Here is a 14925-nt window from a genome sequence, read left to right as displayed (position 1 = left end):
CCGGTCGCCTGTCCAACTTGGACAACCTTCCCGGAGGCCGGGGGACGCTCACGTGAGTGATCCCCGATGGTGTCAGTTTCGCACCCCCACCCATCCGTCTACACCCATGGCGGAACGGAAACGGGGAAGGAGTGAGCAATGACTGGCACCATGCGTCCCGAGGAGCTCATGGAGAACGCGGTGGTGGACACCCACGGCCGCAAGATCGGGAAGGTCGGCACGGTCTACGTCGCCGACGACACGCAGCAGCCGGAGTGGGTCACGGTCCGCACCGGGATGTTCGGGCACAAGGAAAGTTTCGTGCCGCTCAAGGGCGCCACGATGGACCGTGACGGCCTGCACGTGCAGGTGACCAAGGAGAAGGTGTCCGAGGCGCCGCAGACCGACGGCGACCGGCACCTGTCCGAACAGGAATCCGCCGAGCTGTACCGGTTCTACGACATGCCTGCGCCGCGGGCCAGCCAGGAGAACCGGGGCGGCCGCACCACGCCGCAGCCCGGCAAGCGCGGCACCACCGGCGAGTCGATGACCCGCTCGGAGGAACGGCTGAACGTCGGCACCGAGCGCGTCGAGACCGGCCGGGTGAAGCTGCGCAAGTACACCGTCACCGAGGAACAGCAGGTCAAGGTGCCGGTGACGCACGAGGAGGTGCGGCTGGAGCGCGAGCCGATCACCGATGGTGAGCGGGGCAATGCGCGGATCGCCGACGAGGAGCAGGAGATCACCCTGCACGAGGAGCGCCCGAAGGTCGAGAAGGAGACCGTGCCGGTCGAAAAGGTGCGGCTGGCGAAGGAAACCGTACGCGACGAGGAGACCGTGTCCGGCCAGGTGCGCAAGGAGCGCGTCGAGCTGGAGGACGACACCAAGCAGCGCCGCAACCGCTGACGCGGGGACGCCACGGTGGTGGCGCCACCGTGGCGTCCGCGGCGGTCAGCCGGTGACGAACCGGGCGACGATCCGGCCCAGCTCCTCGCCCTGGTCCTCCTGCAGGAAGTGGCCCGCGTTCGCCAGCGTCCGGTGGTCCTGGCCTGCCGCGCCCTTCATGGCGCGCTGCAGGACGGGGGCCGCCGGACCGGTGATCGGGTCGCTGTCGCCGAAGGCGCAGAGGAACGGGATGTCCAGTTCGGACAGTACGGACCAGGCGCGGCGGTTCGCCTCACTCGCCGGATCGTCCGGAGTGGTCGGGACCAGCCCGGGCATGGCGCGCGGGCCTGCCTTGTACATCTCGTTGGGGAACGGGGCGTCGTAGGCGGCGCGCTCTTCGTCGCTGAGCCTGGTGCGGCAGCCGGACTGCACGAACCGTCCGATGTCGAGCACCGGCGCCTTCTGCACGGCGGCGCGGAACGCGAGCCATTCGTCCGGCATGGACTGATCACCGGTGGGCAGGACGGTGTTGGCCGCGACCACGCGCGCGAACCGGTCCGGGTTCTCGGCGACGACGCGCAGGCCGATCAGACCGCCCCAGTCCTGCCCGACCAGCGTGACGTCACGCAGGTCGAGCGCATCGAACGCGAACGAGCGGATCCACTCGACATGCCGCGCGTAGGTGTGGTCGGCGACGTCGACGGGCTTGTCGGAGCGGCCGAAGCCGATCAGGTCGGGCGCGATCGCTCTGATCCCGGCGTCGGCCAGCACCGGCAGCACCTTGCGGTAGAGGAAGGACCAGCTCGGCTCGCCGTGCAGGAGCAGCACGACGGGACCGTCGAACGGGCCTGCCTCCACGTAGGAGATCCGGACGATGCCGTCGTGCTCGCTCTCCAGGTCGCAGTAGAGCGGCGGGTAGTCGAAGTCGGGGAGATCGGTGAACCGGTCTTCGGGAGTCCTCAGCAGGCGCACACACCCACCCTAGGGGCTCCGGGTCAGCTGATCGAGACCGCGACGACGAGACCCAGCGCCAGGTGCGCGGCCGCGACGACGATGCTGGCCGGCGCGAACACCTCGCTCTCGATGGTGCCGCGCACGTCGATCCGCGTCGACCACTCCAACAGCCGCACCGCCAGGACCTGCACGATGATGCCGAGCAGGCCGTAGACCAGCGAGGTGATCAGGCCCTCGGTGAGGTCGCTGGCCGAGTTGAAGATCGCGACGACCACGATGAACGCCATCGACAGCATCCCGGAGGCCGTGACGATCACCGCGTTCGGCAGGCCGCGGCGCACCAGGTCGGACAGCTTGCCGGGGGTGGTCCAGTCGATCGCGTAGAACCCGACCAGCATCAGCAGCAGACCGATGACGCCGTACAGCAGGATCGCACCGATCCCGCGCACGAGATCGGAACCGAACGTCTCGGCCAGCGCGAGGGTGTGGGTCACGGATTCTCCCAGTTAGGTGGTGTGAATGATCGCGGGTGGTTTATCACGATTGCGGGATGCGGTGTGGGACGAACGCGGCACCGTCGTCGGTGACCAGGCCCGCCGTCTCCCGGATGCCCAGGCCGGCTGACGAGTCGCCGACGATCCACGCGCCCAGCGCCGGGCGGAACCCGTCGAACTCGGGCAGCGGGTCGAACGCCTGGTAGACGTACCCCTCGGCGCCGTAGACGCCGCCGGTTTCGGTCTCGTAGCCGGGCGCGACGATCTGCACGTTGGCGCCCTCGCGGCCCAGTTTCGGCTTGCGCACGTACTCGGTGAGGACGCCGGGCTGGTCCACGAACGCGGGCAGCAGGTTCGGGTGGCCCGGGTAGTTCTCCCACAGGATCGCCAGCAGCGTCTTGTTGGAGAGCAGCATCTTCCACAGCGGCTCGATCCACAGGGTGCGCGGCAGCGATTCGGCGGCGTAGCGGCCGAACTCCTCCTCGACCACCCACTCCCACGGGTACAGCTTGACCACGGTGTTCATCGGCGCCTCTTCGAGGTCGACGAACCGCTTGAGCACCGGGTCCCAGCCGATCTCCTCGATCGCCAGCCCGACGGTGTCCAGGCCGGCCTCGGCCGCGGTCTCCTGCAGGTAGGAGGTGGTGATGTGGTCTTCGCCCGTCGGGTCGGCGCTGGACCAGGTGAAGTACAGCTCGTTGCTGGGCAGCTGGCCGCGGATCTCCTGCCAGCGCTCGACGAGCCGCTCGTGCACCGAGTTCCACTGGTCGTCGTCCGGGAAGACCTCGGTCTTCCAGTGCCACTGCAGCACCGACGCCTCCAGCAGCGACGTCGGCGTGTCGGCGTTGTACTCCAGCAGCTTCGCCGGGCCGTTGCCGTCGTAGCGCAGGTCGAAGCGGCCGTAGACGTGCGGGTCGCGGCGCTTCCACGACTCCGCGATGTGCGGCCACACCCACTCCGGGATGCCGAACTCGCGGTAGCGCTCGGTCAGCACGACGTTGTCGACGGCCTCCAGGCACATCGAATGCAGCAGCTCGACGTCGGCTTCGAGGCTGAGCACCTCGTCCATCTCCAGGACGTAGTGCACCGACTCGTCCCAGTACGGCCGCTCCTGACCCGATCCGTAGCGGGCGGGCGTGCCGAACACGAGGCCCTGCTCTTCGACGATGCGCTGCCAGTCCCGCCGCGGCTGGGCGGTCCCCCTTCGCACCCTAGGATCCCCCGCTCTTCCCGTCGCCGCCGCTGGACTTGCCGCTGATGCCGAAGCCACCGCGCTGCACGGTCTTGCCCGACTGGGTCTTGACCGTGGTGTTGCCGGACGGCTTCGTGTAGGTGCCGCCGGACACGGGCTGGCCGACCGTGCCGGTGCCGCCGTAGTTGTAGCGGTACTGGCTGTACTGGCCGCCGCCGATCGGGATGAACCAGAACCCGGTGGCCGAGTTGTAGTACCCGCCGTGGCTGGTGGCGTAGTTGTCGTCGCAGTACTCGTCCGGCTGAACGGTGCCGTTGCTGTCGGTGCAGACCGCGTTGACCGTCTCCCCGGTGCCCGCGAGGTACCAGGTCGCCACGACGGCGACGAGGCCGACCGTGACCCCGCTGCCGATCAGCACCTTCCGCCGGGTGGCGGCCTTCTGCTCCGCCTGGGCGCGTGCCTGCTCCGCGGCGGCCTCCTGGCGGGCCTGGTCTTCCAGCGCCTGCCGCCGAGCGCGCTGCTCGGCCAACGTGGGCTCCCGTCGCTCGGCCGTCGACGGGTCCTGGAACCGCATCGAGCCGCGCGGGGGCTGTTCTTCCGGGGGCTGCTGGCCGCCCGGCGCACCGTCGTCTGTCATCGCGCTCACCCTAACCACCCGCGGGGTGTCCCGTCCCGCTGACGCAGGCATTATGGGACGCGATGCTCGGAGATGGAGTGGAGAAGACCACGCTGCGTACCCGCCTGGTCATGGCGGGTGTGTTTTTGGGCGCCATCCTGGCGTTGTCGCTGAGCGTCACGTTCTCGTGGGGAGGCGCCGTCAGCGGCGGCGGCAAGGTGGAGGAGTCCCCCGAGGCGAAGGCCGCGTTCACCGCGCCGCCCGGCAGTTGTGTCACGTGGACCATGCCGGACGTGTCGGACATCCACGTCGTGCCTTGCACCCAGCCGCACCTGTACGAGGTGACCGGCGTGGTCAACATCGGCGACAAGTACCCGCCGAACGCGCCCGCGCCGACGGTCGACCAGTGGCGGGACATCGCGCTGGAACGCTGCACGGCCGGTGTGGAGACGTACCTGAACGAGCAGCTCGACCCGTTCGGCCGGTTCACGGTGAGCGCGCTGCGCCCCGGAAACGACGAGTGGGCCGACGGCGACCGGGACATGCGGTGCGTGCTGCAGTGGGCCGCTCCCGGCGGCAAGCTGGAGCCGATCATCGGCAACGCGGCGGGCCAGTCGCAGTCGGCGGTGTGGGAGCCCGGCACGTGCCTGGCGCTGGTCGACAAGACGGTCGGCAACCCGATCGACTGCGCGCAGCCGCACTCCTACGAGATCGTCGCCACGCTGGACCTGAAGACGAAGTTCCAGGACGGCTACCCGTCGCAGAACGACCAGAAGATCTGGCTGGACACCGAGTGCAACCGGGCGGTCCAGGATTACGCGGGCGAGGTCGACCTGGCGGCGCAGAAGCTGATCCTGACGTGGGACATCAGGGAGCAGGAGAGCTGGGACGCCGGTTCGACGCTGGTGAACTGCAAGGTCGGCGCCAAGCTGCCGGACAACAGCGGCCTCGCGCCGGTGACGGGCAGCATCCGCAAGGCCGGGACGCCGGCTCCGCCCGCGAGCCCGGGCAGGTAGTGGCCTGTGCCCGTGGAGATGTCGAAGACCCGGTTCGAGGAACTGGTGGCCGACGCGCTGGACGAGGTGCCGGAGGAACTGGCCGGCGCGATGGACAACGTGGTCGTGCTGGTGGAGGACCACAACGACGAGGCGCCGGACATCCTCGGCCTCTACCACGGCGTGGCGCTGACCGAGCGAACGAGCGACTACGGCGGCGTGCTGCCCGACCGGATCTCGATCTACCGCACACCGATCCTCGCCATGTGCGATTCGGAGGAGCAGGTGGTCGAGGAGGTGCTGATCACGGTGGTGCACGAAATCGCACACCACTTCGGCATCGACGACAGCCGCCTACACGAACTCGGCTGGGGCTAGGCCCGCAGTAAAGACGACCACCAACGTCTTCAGAGGCAACCCACCAGGGTGGGCCAACGCAACGGGCAAGCCCAAAACGACCACCCACACGACCCAGCCCATCCTCCCCGGAGCTTGCCCGCCGGCGAGGCATCTTTTGTCTTTCCCCGCCCCCATTTCGGGTTCATCAACTCGCATCCCGAACCCCTCGCATGGCAGCATTCAAAGCACTGGGGAACCAGCACGCTACCGAGGGTGATCATGAAGGACGCATGCCGGACCGGCGGCTGAGCTGGCTGCTGGCGGCCAACGGGGTGGGCAACCTCGCCGACGGGATCGGCAAGGTCGCCTTTCCGCTGCTGGCCACCACCCTCACCCGGGACCCGGTGCAGATCGGCGCCCTGTCCGCGACCCAGTTCCTGCCGTGGCTGCTGCTCGGCGTGTTCGCGGGGACGCTGGCGGACCGGGTGGACCGCAAGCGCGCCGTGCTGCTGGCCAACGTGATGCGCGCGGTGGTCGTTGGGCTGACCGCCCTACTCGTGTACACCGGCGCGTTGTCGATCTGGCTCGTCTACGTCGCCGCGCTCCTGCTGGGCGCGGCCGAGACGGTGGCGGAGAGCGCGGGCAACGCGATGATCCCGGCGCTGGCCAGGCCGGATCAGCTGGAGAGCGCGAACAGCAAGTTCCAGGCCGCCGAGATCCTCGGCCAGACCTTCCTGGGCGGGCCGGTCGGCAGCCTCACGTTCGCGTTGTTCGCCGCGTTCCCGTTCCTGCTGAACTCGGCCGGATTCGCGATCGCCGCGGCGTTGCTCGTCGGGCTGACGGGCAGTTTCCGGCCGAAGACCCGGGCCGAGCCGACGCGGTTGCGCACCGACCTGGTCGACGGGCTGAAGTGGCTGGTCCACCACCCGCTGCTGTGCCGTCTGGTGGTGATCGCCGGGCTGATCAGCTTCGTCAGCGAGATGGCCCAGGCCCAGCTGGTGCTGTACGCGCTGGAGGAACTCGGGCTGAGCGAGGCCGCGTTCGGGCTGTTCACGTTCGTCGGCGGCATCGGCGGGCTGGCCGGCGCGGCGGTCGCGCCGCGGCTGGTGCGGCGGGCGGGGCGGCGGCCGGTGCTGGTGGCCGGGATCTTCGCCGGTGGCGTCGGGTTCGGCGCGATGGGCTTCGTCCACCAGCCGGTCGCCTCCGCCGCCCTGTTCGGCCTGTTCGCGGCGGCCGTCGTCGCGGTGAACGTGGTGCTGGCGACCGCCCGCCACGCCCTGGTGCCGAGCGAGCTGCTCGGCCGCGTGCTCGGGGTGTGGCGGACGGTCGTGTGGGGCGCGATCCCGCTCGGCGCGCTGGTCGGCGGCGCGCTGACGGAGGTGCTCGGCAGCGCGAGCGCCACCTTCGCGGTGTCCGGCGGCGCCCAGATCGCGCTGGCCGCGCTCGCCGCGCTGCTGCTGTGGCGGTTCTCGATGGACCGCGAGCCGGTCAGCTCTTCCTGAGCAGGAACCGCTGCAACTTGCCGCTCGGGGTCTTCGGCAGCTCGGACACGAAGTGCACCTGGCGCGGGTAGGCGTGCGCCGCGAACTTCGTCTTCACCAGCTGCTGCAGCTCCGCCACCAGCTCCTCGCCCGGCTCGGCGCCCTGGCGGAGCACGACGAACGCGGCCAGCACCTCGCCACGCAACTCGTCCGGCAGGCCGACCACGGCCGCCTCCGCGACGGCGTCGTGCTGCAGCAGCACGCTTTCCACCTCGAACGGCCCGATCCGGTACCCGGCCATGAGGATGACGTCGTCGTCCCGCGAGGCGAAGGTGAAGTAGCCGTCCGCGGACTTGGTGGCCACGTCACCGGTCAGGTACCAGCGGCCGTCGGCGGAGAACCGCTCCGCCGTGCGCTCCGGCGCGTCGCGGTAGCCAGTGAACCACATCAGCGGGCTGTGCTCCAGGTCGACGGCCACCCGGCCCTGCACGCCGGGCGGCGCGATCTCGTCGGAGTCGGGGCGCAACACCTCGGCCCGCCAGCCGGGCAGCGCGCGTCCCATCGACCCCGGCCGCAGCTCGCCGCGAACGTCCGGGTGCCAGCTGTTCGCGATCACCATGCCCAGCTCGGTCTGTCCGTAGTGGTCCAGGATCGGCACGCCGAACGCCTTCTCCGCCCACTCGATGACGTCCGGGTTCAGCGGCTCGCCCGCGGACGAGCAGTGCCTCAGCCGCAACCCGTCCGGCACGGGCACATCGGCGTTGCGCAGCGCGCGGTAGACCGTCGGCCCCGCGGTGAAGTTGGTGACGCCGAACCGCTCCAGCACCGAGTAGGTCAGCTCCGGGGAGAACCCGGCGTGCAGCAGCAGGCTGCGCTGCCCGAGCGCGAGCGGGCCGATCACGGCGTAGTACAGGCCGTAGGCCCAGCCCGGGTCGGCGGCGTTCCAGAACACGTCGTCGGGCCGGTGGTCCAGGCCGAACTCCTGGTACATCCGGAACGCGGCGATCCCCCGCGCCGGGATAGGCACGCCCTTCGGCGCACCGGTCGTGCCGGACGTGAACAGCTCGACGATCGTCCCGTCGCCGCCCACGGCGACCGGCTCCGGCTGCGGTTCCGCACGCAGCAGGTCGGCGAACGCGAGGTCGTCGCCGCTCGCCGCACCGGTGACGATCACCCGCCGCTTACCGGGGACCTCGTCGAGCTTGGCGCGCTGCGACGGGTCCGCGACGACCACCTTGACGCCGCCGACCCGGGTTTCGATCGCAGGCGGCGCGAAGGCGGTGAACAGCGGCACCTGCACCGCGCCGAGCCGCCAGATCCCCAGCACGGCGACGACGAACTCGGCCGACTTCGTCATCAGCGTCGCGACCCGGTCGCCGCGCCCGACCCCCAGATCCGCCAGCGCGGTGGCGAAGCGCGCGGAGGCGTCCCGCAGCTCGCCGAAGGTGAGGTCGCGGCTGGTCAGGTCGGGTTCGACGACGGTGAAGGCCACGTCGCCGTCCGGGTGGTCATCGCACAGCAGCCGGGCGACGCAGGCGTCCGGCCGGTCGTAGGGGGACGTCGGTGTCATGGACCCGATGGTCGTCGCCGGGGCCCGCGCGTGCCACCCCCGGATGGGGGCCGGTCAGCGTATGGTGCGGGCGTCCGGTCGGTGCTGGAATGTCCTATGCGGATCAGTGAGTCCGAGGAGCCGGTGGCGGCGCGGCGCCGGCTGGTGCTGGCGGGTGTCGCCGGCTTCGCGGTGGGTGCGGGGATGATCGGCGTGCTGTGGGCGTCGACCACCGCGGTGAGCGGCCCGACCGCGGACGCGAAGGCGGCGTGCGCCGCGCTGGCCAGGGCCGAGCCACTGCCCGAGGGCCGCGTCGGCCGCGGCACACTCGAACCCGGCGTGCTGCAGCACATCATGGCGGCGGACGCGCTCGCGGCGGCGGCCGCCGAGGTCAGTTCGACCTACGACGACCTGGCCGACCACATCGACGGCGTGCGGCGGATGGCGCTGAGCCTCAACTTCGCCGACCCCAACGGGCGGCGGCACCTCGCCCAGGCTCGCGAAATCTGCGGCACGGTCTAGCTACTCGCCGTTGCCCTTCTCGATCGTCTTGACGGTGAGCTGGTCACCGGGGATCTTCTCGCTCGCGCAGCCCGTGGTGGGCAGCTCGACGAACATCGACGCCGTCTCCTGCGGCGGGTAGACCCGCAGGCCACGCACCGGCTGCGGCTGGCAGGTCACGGTGTCGTAGTTCTGCACGTTGACGAACCCGACCTCGGCGTAGGCGGTGTCGCCGTTGTTCAGCGTGAACGCGCCGCCCTTCTCGCCCTGCCGGACCGCCGCCGGGCCCACTTGGTGGCCGTCCTCCCCGGCGACGTACGAGACGCCAGGGAAACCCTGGATCACACACGGATGGTCACTCACGTTGGTGAAGATCAGCGGCCGGTAGACGGTGCCCGCGCCGGCGTCGCCGCGGCCGAGGCTCAGCTTGAGGTCGCCGGACTTGCACAGCGTCTCGCCGGCCTTCGTGCTGGTCGCCGCGTCCGGTTCGGATGTCGGCTGGGACGTGGACGGGCTGCTGGAGGTGGTGGCCCCTGGCGTCGTCGGCGCCCCCGACTGCGGCTGGGCGTTCTCTGTGCCCGCGGTGCCACAACCGGCCAGGACGGCCGCCACCGCCGCCACACCCAGCCCGATGCGCGGGAAATGTCCTCGAACCACGATCTTTCCCCTCCCTGTGCCGATCGGAGCACTACCCGGGAGACGTGCGGTCCACACGCCGGGTTGCGTGGTGTCACGCGATTTTCCGACGACCCATCGTGACATGCGGTGAAACTACAACAAGACACTCTGCGTCACCGCCCGACGGGTCGCCTACATGGGCAAACCGGCCCAGTTCAGGCATTGCCAGCCACCATCCGCGGCGATCTCCAGCTCGACGATGCCGGTGTTCGGGATCAGGCCCTGATCGGCCAGCTCGGGCCGCACATTCGGGGCCAGCCACTCCGCGCCGATGCGGATCAGCCCACCGTGCGAGACCAGCACCACGACACCGTCCGATCGGGTGAGGTCGTGACGCTCGGCCAGACCGGCGATCGCACCGGTGAACCGCGCCCTGGCCTGCTCGCCGGTCTCCCCGCCGGGCATCGGGACGTGCAGCTCGCCCCGCGTCCAGTGGCTGAGCACCGTCAGGTAGTGCTCGATCGCCTCCCGGTCGTGGCGGCCCTCCAGGTCGCCGACGACGATCTCGTGCACACCCTCGACCCGCTTCACCGTCATGCCCAGCGCCTGGGCGAGCGGGGCGGCCGTCTGCTGGGCACGGGTCGCGTGCGACGCGTAGACCGCCTCCACCGGCTCGGTCGCGAGCTTCTCGGCCAGCTGCCGCGCCTGCTCGTGGCCCAGCTCGGTGAGCGGCGGGCCGGGCAGCGCGGTGTCCAGCTTCTTCGCGACGTTGGACGCGGTCTGCCCGTGCCGGACCAGGTACAGCTTCACGCCTGCTCCCCTCTCTGCACCGCGGCGACCCAGTCCGCGGCGTCGGTGAAGTCTTCGTTGCGGGCGGCCGGTTCGATGGTCGCCGCCACGCCGTCGGCCCGGGCGAACGAACCGAGGAACCGGACATCCCGGCAACGGCGGCGCAGCGCGGCGAGCGCGTCGGCGATGCGCGGCTCGGCGACGTGTCCCTCGAAGTCGATGAAGAACCGGTACTCGCCGAAGTTCTGCTTGTGCGGGCGGGCGTCCAGGCGGGTCAGGTTGATGCCGCGGGTCGCGAGTTCGGTGAGCAGTTCGGCGAGCGTGCCGGTGCGGTTGGCGGCCGCGGCGACGATCGAGGTGCGGTCGGCGCCGGTCGGCTCCGGCAGCACCACCGGGGGCCGCCGCATCAGCAGGAACCGGGTGCGGGCGTCGCGGACGTCGGCGACCTCCGTCGCCAGTACCTTGAGCGGGTAGTGCTCGACGGCGACCGGCGCGGTCACGGCGGCGTCGAACTCCCCCGCCTGCACGGCGACCGCGGCCGCCGCGGTCGAGCCGGCCGCCACCACGCGGGCGCCGGGCAGGTTGTCCTCCAGCCACTTCCGGACCTGCGCGAGCGCGTGCGGATGGCTCGCCACAGTACGGATTTCGCCGACGTCGTCCCGCGTGAGAACGCTGAAATGCACTGGCAGCAAGGCTTCCGCAACACCGATCAACGGCTCGCCGACGGCGAGGCTGTCCAGCGTCGCGGGAACCGCGCCCTCGACGGAGTTTTCGACCGGCACGCACGCCGCGTCCGCTTCGCCGCGCCGCACGGCGTCCAGCGCCTTCGGAATCGTCTCGGCGGCGACGAGTTCGTCCCCCGCCGCCATGAAAGTGCGCGCCGCCTGCTCGGTGAACGTCCCGACCGGCCCGAAATATGCGATCCGTGACACGCGGACAGGCTACGCACCGCGCCGCGTCTTGGTGTGGTCAGGCATTCGAGTGCGCCGCATGGTTACGCGGGGTCGCGTTTTTTGGCATGGTGTAGGGGTGACTGCCGAATCGGGCACCCAACCCACCGGCAACCGAACGGAGGACCAGGTCGCACCCTCGACTCCCGTCCTGGTGCTGTGTGCCGTCGACGAACCACTCGCCAGCGCGTGGCGCTCCGTTGTGGACACCATGACCGGATCGGTGCTCGTGCACCGGGGTTCGGTGCTGGACGTGGTCGCCGACGCCGTGGTGAGCCCGGCGAACTCGTTCGGCTGGATGCGCGGCGGGATCGACGCCGTGTACGCGCGTGCCTTCCCGAACGTCGAGCAGAACGTCCGCAGCACGATCCTCGCCTACCACGGCGGCGAGCTGCCGGTGGGCAGCGCGGTCGTGGTCCCAACCGGCGAGCCCGCCCCCGCGTGGCTGATCAGCGCGCCGACGATGCGCGAACCCGGCGAGCGCCTGCCCGCCGACACGGTCCACCCGTACCTGGCGGCGCGGGCGGTGTTCCTGCAGTGGCGCGACGGCGTGCTGGAGCAGGGCGTGGCGGTACGCGCGGTCGTCGGGACCATCGCGATGCCCGGTCTCGGCACCGGCGTCGGCGGGGTCAGCCCGGAAACCTGCGCGCGCCAGGTGGCGGCGGCCTGGGACGAGGTCTTCCGGCGCCGCTAGCACTCCCGCGCTGGTCAGCGACGGTTTCCGGGGTGCGTGTAGAAGGTCACAGCGCATTTACGCGCCGTAAGACCTACCGTTGAACCTGCGTTACCGGAGATGTCGACGCCAGCCCAGCCCACCGACGGGCAAGGAGTGTGGGAATGCCACGGGTACGTGAGCTCAGCCCGTACGTCGAGCTCCACCGGGAGCAGTGGCGGGAGCTGCGTCGCAGCACCCCGTTGCCGCTGACTGCCGAGGAGCTGCGCGGTCTGCGGGGGCTCGGGGAGCAGATCGATCTGACCGAGGTCGCCGAGGTCTACCTGCCGCTGTCGCGGATGATCAACCTGCAGGTCGCGGCGCGTCAACGCCTCTACGAAGCCACCACGACCTTCCTCGGCGAGGACTGCCGCGGCACGAAGGTGCCGTTCGTCATCGGCATCGCGGGCAGCGTCGCGGTCGGCAAGTCGACCACCGCGCGGATCCTGCGCACCCTGCTCGCGCGCTGGCCCGACCACCCGCGCGTCGACCTGGTGACCACCGACGGCTTCCTCTACCCGAAGGCCGAGCTGGTCCGCCGCGGCATCATGCACCGCAAGGGCTTCCCGGAGAGCTACGACCGCCGCGCGCTGCTGCGGTTCGTCTCCGACGTCAAGTCCGGCGCCGAGTCGGTCAGCGCGCCGGTGTACTCGCACCTCGCCTACGACATCCTGCCCGGCGAGGAGCAGGTCGTGAACCGGCCGGACATCCTCATCATCGAGGGCCTGAACGTGCTGCAGCCCGGTCCGAGCCTGACGGTGTCGGACCTGTTCGACTTCTCCATCTACGTGGACGCGCACATCGAGGACATCGAGCGCTGGTACGTGGAGCGGTTCCTGAAGCTGCGCAGCACGGCGTTCGCGGACCCGGCCTCGCACTTCCACCACTTCGCGACGCTGGACGACGTGGAGGCCCGCGCCGAGGCGCGGCACCTGTGGCGCACGATCAACGAGCCGAACCTGGTGGAGAACATCCTGCCGACCCGCCCGCGCGCGACGCTGGTGCTCCGGAAGGACCCGGACCACAGCATCAACCGCGTCCGCCTGCGCAAACTGTAGGCGCGCCCTCGGCCGAACGGCTGACCCCGGCGACCGAGCGGTAACCGGTTGGCCGATACCGCCGGCACCTCGCAAAGCTCACCCTGGAGTGCAGAAAATGCGCCCTGACCAGGGAGGAGGCACGCCGATGTTCGCGATCATCATCACGTGGATCGGCGCCGTGCTCGGTATCACGGTGCTGCTGGTGATGGCCTTCGGTGCGTTCGTCCTCGATTTCGAAGACGCTCTCGCCGACCGCCGCCGCAAGCGCCCGCTCGACCCCGTGGCCGCGGAGACCCCGACGACCGCCGTGCCCTAGTCCTCCGCGCCCGGGTCCAGCTCGTCGAGGGCGGCGACGTAGTCGTCGAGGTCGAACTCCAGCTCGCCGTCCTCGTCCTGGGTGAGGTGCTCCTCGAGGACCGCCGTCAGCTCGGCCAGCACCTCGTCGCGCTCCAGGCCGGACTCGGTGAGGCGCTGGGCGGCGATCCAGGTCTCGGCGGGCTCGCCGTCCCACAGCTGGTCGACCACCGTCGTCAGCGCCACCGCCCGCAGCTCCGACTCGTCGTCGTCCTCGAACTCGGCCGCGAACTCGCTCAGCACCAGCATCCGGCGCTGCTCGGGGTCGGACGGGTCGAGCTCGACCTCGTCGTCCTCGGTCTCGACCGTCAGCGACGGCAGCGCGAACTGGCGGCGTTCCAGCAGGTCCTGCACGTCCTCCGGGGTCAGGTCCTCCGAGCCGGCCAGGTAGGCGTCCAATGCGGACTCCTCCTCCGGCTCGCGGTCGTCCAGCCGGTCCTCGACCGCCTCGACCAGCGCGGTCAGCGCGTCCTCCGGCAGGCCCTGGCGCTCGCCGAACACGCGCGCCCACACCGGCAGCAGCGCGGCCATCGCCGCGTCCTGCTCCTCGGTCAGCTCGACCTGCCCGTCGTCCACGAAGTCCACAAAGGACTCCAGCTTGGCTGGGCCGACCCGCAGCGGGCGCCGCGCGTCGTGCTCCAGGCCGAACTCGATCAGCCGCAGCGCGACCACGCGGGCGTTCTCGGTGTCGCCGACCTCGTTCCCGGCCGCGGCGAAGAACGAGTCGATGACCTCGGCCTGCTCCTCGACCGACAACGGCTCCGGCTCCGCGACCTCCGCCGGCTCCGGCAACGCGCGCAGCCGGGCGAGCGCGAGCGCGCGGAACCGGACGAAGTCCTCGCCCACCTCGGGCTCGGCCTGCCACTCGGTGCCCGCGAAGGCGTCCGCGATCACCTCGTGGGCCTGCTCGGGGCTGATCTCCGCGGACTCGCCGACCGCCCGCAGCTCGGCCAGCACGTCCTGCGGCGACTCGACGATCGCGGCGTCGGTGACCCAGCCGCCGAAGCTGCCGTAGTTGATCGACACGACCAGCCCGTGGTCGCCGAACGACACCAGCACCGAGCTCTCGTCGCCGTAGACGTCGGTGGCGCGCCAGCAGGCGCCGGGCGTGACCTGGTTCAGCTTCGCGGCCCAGGCCGGCTCGGGCAGCCCGAACTTCTCCAGCGCCAGGCCCGCGGCCTCGCGCTGATCCTCGTCCGTGGCCAGGACCCGCAGCGCGGCGAGCGGCGCCACCAGGCGCTCCGGCTCGGCGGTGCTCGCGGCGAGGTCGATCAGGCCTGCCGCGAGGTCGTCGTCGGCCTCCCACCACTCGCCGAGGATCTCCGAGGTGACCAGCTCGACGCGGGTCGGATCGGCGTCGTTCCCCAGTTCGGCGAAGGCGTTCAGAACCTCGTCGAAGGCGGTCTCCGGCTGCGGCACCTCGGTCATGCGCTCATGTTCGCACCAGCGGCGGCCGGGCCGACGCGCGGGATCGGCG

17 protein-coding genes are annotated in these 14925 nt (G+C 70.8%); 8 read left to right on the top strand and 9 right to left on the bottom strand.

Annotated elements, in window-relative coordinates; all coding sequences use genetic code 11:
- Positions 1-138 precede the first annotated feature (138 nt).
- Positions 139-885, top strand: coding sequence for a DUF2382 domain-containing protein (locus tag AMETH_RS01065; protein ID WP_017986170.1), 747 nt, complete (start codon positions 139-141; stop codon positions 883-885).
- Between the two features lie 45 nt (positions 886-930).
- On the opposite strand, the gene AMETH_RS01060 is transcribed toward AMETH_RS01065, so the two are convergent.
- From AMETH_RS01060 to AMETH_RS01045, 4 genes are read right to left on the bottom strand one after another with little or no spacing between them, the layout of a single operon-like run.
- Positions 931-1836, bottom strand: a complete 906-nt coding sequence (locus AMETH_RS01060; protein WP_017986169.1) for a haloalkane dehalogenase — start codon at positions 1834-1836, stop codon at positions 931-933.
- Between the two features lie 23 nt (positions 1837-1859).
- Entirely contained in the window at positions 1860-2312 is a 453-nt protein-coding gene (locus AMETH_RS01055) for a DUF350 domain-containing protein (RefSeq protein ID WP_017986168.1), read from the bottom strand.
- A gap of 43 nt (positions 2313-2355) precedes the next feature.
- The gene (locus AMETH_RS01050) at positions 2356-3522 is read right to left on the bottom strand and encodes a glutathionylspermidine synthase family protein (protein WP_017986167.1); all 1167 of its coding nucleotides are present in this window, start codon (positions 3520-3522) and stop codon (positions 2356-2358) included.
- A gap of 1 nt (position 3523) precedes the next feature.
- Positions 3524-4078 carry a hypothetical protein gene (locus tag AMETH_RS01045; protein WP_017986166.1) on the bottom strand — a complete coding sequence of 185 codons (555 nt, stop codon included), beginning with the start codon at positions 4076-4078 and terminating at the stop codon, positions 3524-3526.
- A gap of 125 nt (positions 4079-4203) precedes the next feature.
- On the opposite strand from AMETH_RS01045, the gene AMETH_RS01040 reads away from it, so the two are divergent.
- The 3 genes from AMETH_RS01040 to AMETH_RS01030 all read left to right on the top strand — a co-directional run bounded on the left by AMETH_RS01040 (position 4204) and on the right by AMETH_RS01030 (position 6956).
- The gene (locus AMETH_RS01040; RefSeq protein WP_223843024.1) at positions 4204-5136 is read left to right on the top strand and encodes a septum formation family protein; all 933 of its coding nucleotides are present in this window, start codon (positions 4204-4206) and stop codon (positions 5134-5136) included.
- A 6-nt stretch (positions 5137-5142) separates the two neighbouring features.
- Positions 5143-5493 (top strand): metallopeptidase family protein, encoded by a 351-nt coding sequence (locus tag AMETH_RS01035; RefSeq protein WP_017986164.1) that lies wholly within the window; start codon positions 5143-5145, stop codon positions 5491-5493.
- Positions 5494-5744: 251 nt separating this feature from the next.
- The gene (locus tag AMETH_RS01030; RefSeq protein WP_017986163.1) at positions 5745-6956 is read left to right on the top strand and encodes an MFS transporter; all 1212 of its coding nucleotides are present in this window, start codon (positions 5745-5747) and stop codon (positions 6954-6956) included.
- Here the strand turns inward: AMETH_RS01030 and AMETH_RS01025 are convergent.
- Positions 6943-8505 (bottom strand): AMP-binding protein, encoded by a 1563-nt coding sequence (locus AMETH_RS01025; protein ID WP_017986162.1) that lies wholly within the window; start codon positions 8503-8505, stop codon positions 6943-6945. The two genes, AMETH_RS01030 and AMETH_RS01025, sit on opposite strands and share 14 nt — an antisense overlap.
- Before the next feature lie 96 nt (positions 8506-8601).
- Here AMETH_RS01025 and AMETH_RS01020 point away from each other — a divergent pair, with 96 nt between their 5' ends.
- A complete protein-coding gene (locus AMETH_RS01020; protein ID WP_017986161.1) occupies positions 8602-9006 on the top strand; it encodes a hypothetical protein in 405 nt (134 codons plus the stop codon).
- Here the strand turns inward: AMETH_RS01020 and AMETH_RS01015 are convergent, their stop codons facing one another.
- The 3 genes from AMETH_RS01015 to pheA all read right to left on the bottom strand — a co-directional run bounded on the left by AMETH_RS01015 (position 9007) and on the right by pheA (position 11324).
- Complete coding sequence (locus AMETH_RS01015; protein ID WP_051079480.1) at positions 9007-9642, bottom strand: DUF4232 domain-containing protein; 636 nt, start codon at positions 9640-9642, stop codon at positions 9007-9009. It abuts the gene before it with no gap.
- Between the two features lie 153 nt (positions 9643-9795).
- The gene (locus tag AMETH_RS01010; RefSeq protein ID WP_017986159.1) at positions 9796-10413 is read right to left on the bottom strand and encodes a histidine phosphatase family protein; all 618 of its coding nucleotides are present in this window, start codon (positions 10411-10413) and stop codon (positions 9796-9798) included.
- Entirely contained in the window at positions 10410-11324 is a 915-nt protein-coding gene (gene pheA, locus AMETH_RS01005; protein WP_017986158.1) for a prephenate dehydratase, read from the bottom strand. Before pheA ends, AMETH_RS01010 begins: the two co-directional genes overlap by 4 nt.
- A gap of 97 nt (positions 11325-11421) precedes the next feature.
- Here pheA and AMETH_RS01000 point away from each other — a divergent pair, with 97 nt between their 5' ends.
- The 3 genes from AMETH_RS01000 (at position 11422) to AMETH_RS38500 (ending at position 13410) form a co-directional block, all read left to right on the top strand.
- Positions 11422-12036 (top strand): macro domain-containing protein, encoded by a 615-nt coding sequence (locus AMETH_RS01000; RefSeq protein WP_026153693.1) that lies wholly within the window; start codon positions 11422-11424, stop codon positions 12034-12036.
- 143 nt (positions 12037-12179) lie between these two features.
- Positions 12180-13112, top strand: a complete 933-nt coding sequence (coaA, locus tag AMETH_RS00995) for a type I pantothenate kinase (protein ID WP_017986156.1) — start codon at positions 12180-12182, stop codon at positions 13110-13112.
- A 127-nt stretch (positions 13113-13239) separates the two neighbouring features.
- Positions 13240-13410 (top strand): hypothetical protein, encoded by a 171-nt coding sequence (locus AMETH_RS38500; protein ID WP_017986155.1) that lies wholly within the window; start codon positions 13240-13242, stop codon positions 13408-13410.
- Here the strand turns inward: AMETH_RS38500 and AMETH_RS00990 are convergent.
- The gene (locus AMETH_RS00990) at positions 13407-14876 is read right to left on the bottom strand and encodes a hypothetical protein (RefSeq protein WP_017986154.1); all 1470 of its coding nucleotides are present in this window, start codon (positions 14874-14876) and stop codon (positions 13407-13409) included. The genes AMETH_RS38500 and AMETH_RS00990 overlap by 4 nt on opposite strands.
- Positions 14877-14925: the final 49 nt, after the last annotated feature.

This window comes from Amycolatopsis methanolica 239, from assembly GCF_000739085.1.
Classification (GTDB): domain Bacteria; phylum Actinomycetota; class Actinomycetes; order Mycobacteriales; family Pseudonocardiaceae; genus Amycolatopsis_E; species Amycolatopsis_E methanolica.
This window is presented reverse-complemented; position numbering and strand designations above follow the sequence as displayed.

Bases quoted from the DNA above. Each gene is read 5' to 3' on its own strand.
- AMETH_RS01065 (WP_017986170.1), top strand. From the start codon at position 139: ATGACTGGCACCATGCGTCCCGAGGAGCTCATGGAGAACGCGGTGGTG.
- AMETH_RS01045 (WP_017986166.1), bottom strand. From the start codon at position 4,078: ATGCGGTTCCAGGACCCGTCGACGGCCGAGCGACGGGAGCCCACGTTG.
- AMETH_RS01040 (WP_223843024.1), top strand. From the start codon at position 4,204: ATGCTCGGAGATGGAGTGGAGAAGACCACGCTGCGTACCCGCCTGGTC.
- AMETH_RS01030 (WP_017986163.1), top strand. From the start codon at position 5,745: ATGCCGGACCGGCGGCTGAGCTGGCTGCTGGCGGCCAACGGGGTGGGC.
- AMETH_RS01025 (WP_017986162.1), bottom strand. From the start codon at position 8,505: ATGACACCGACGTCCCCCTACGACCGGCCGGACGCCTGCGTCGCCCGG.
- AMETH_RS01020 (WP_017986161.1), top strand. From the start codon at position 8,602: ATGCGGATCAGTGAGTCCGAGGAGCCGGTGGCGGCGCGGCGCCGGCTG.
- coaA (WP_017986156.1), top strand. From the start codon at position 12,180: ATGCCACGGGTACGTGAGCTCAGCCCGTACGTCGAGCTCCACCGGGAG.
- AMETH_RS38500 (WP_017986155.1), top strand. From the start codon at position 13,240: ATGTTCGCGATCATCATCACGTGGATCGGCGCCGTGCTCGGTATCACG.
- AMETH_RS00990 (WP_017986154.1), bottom strand. From the start codon at position 14,876: ATGACCGAGGTGCCGCAGCCGGAGACCGCCTTCGACGAGGTTCTGAAC.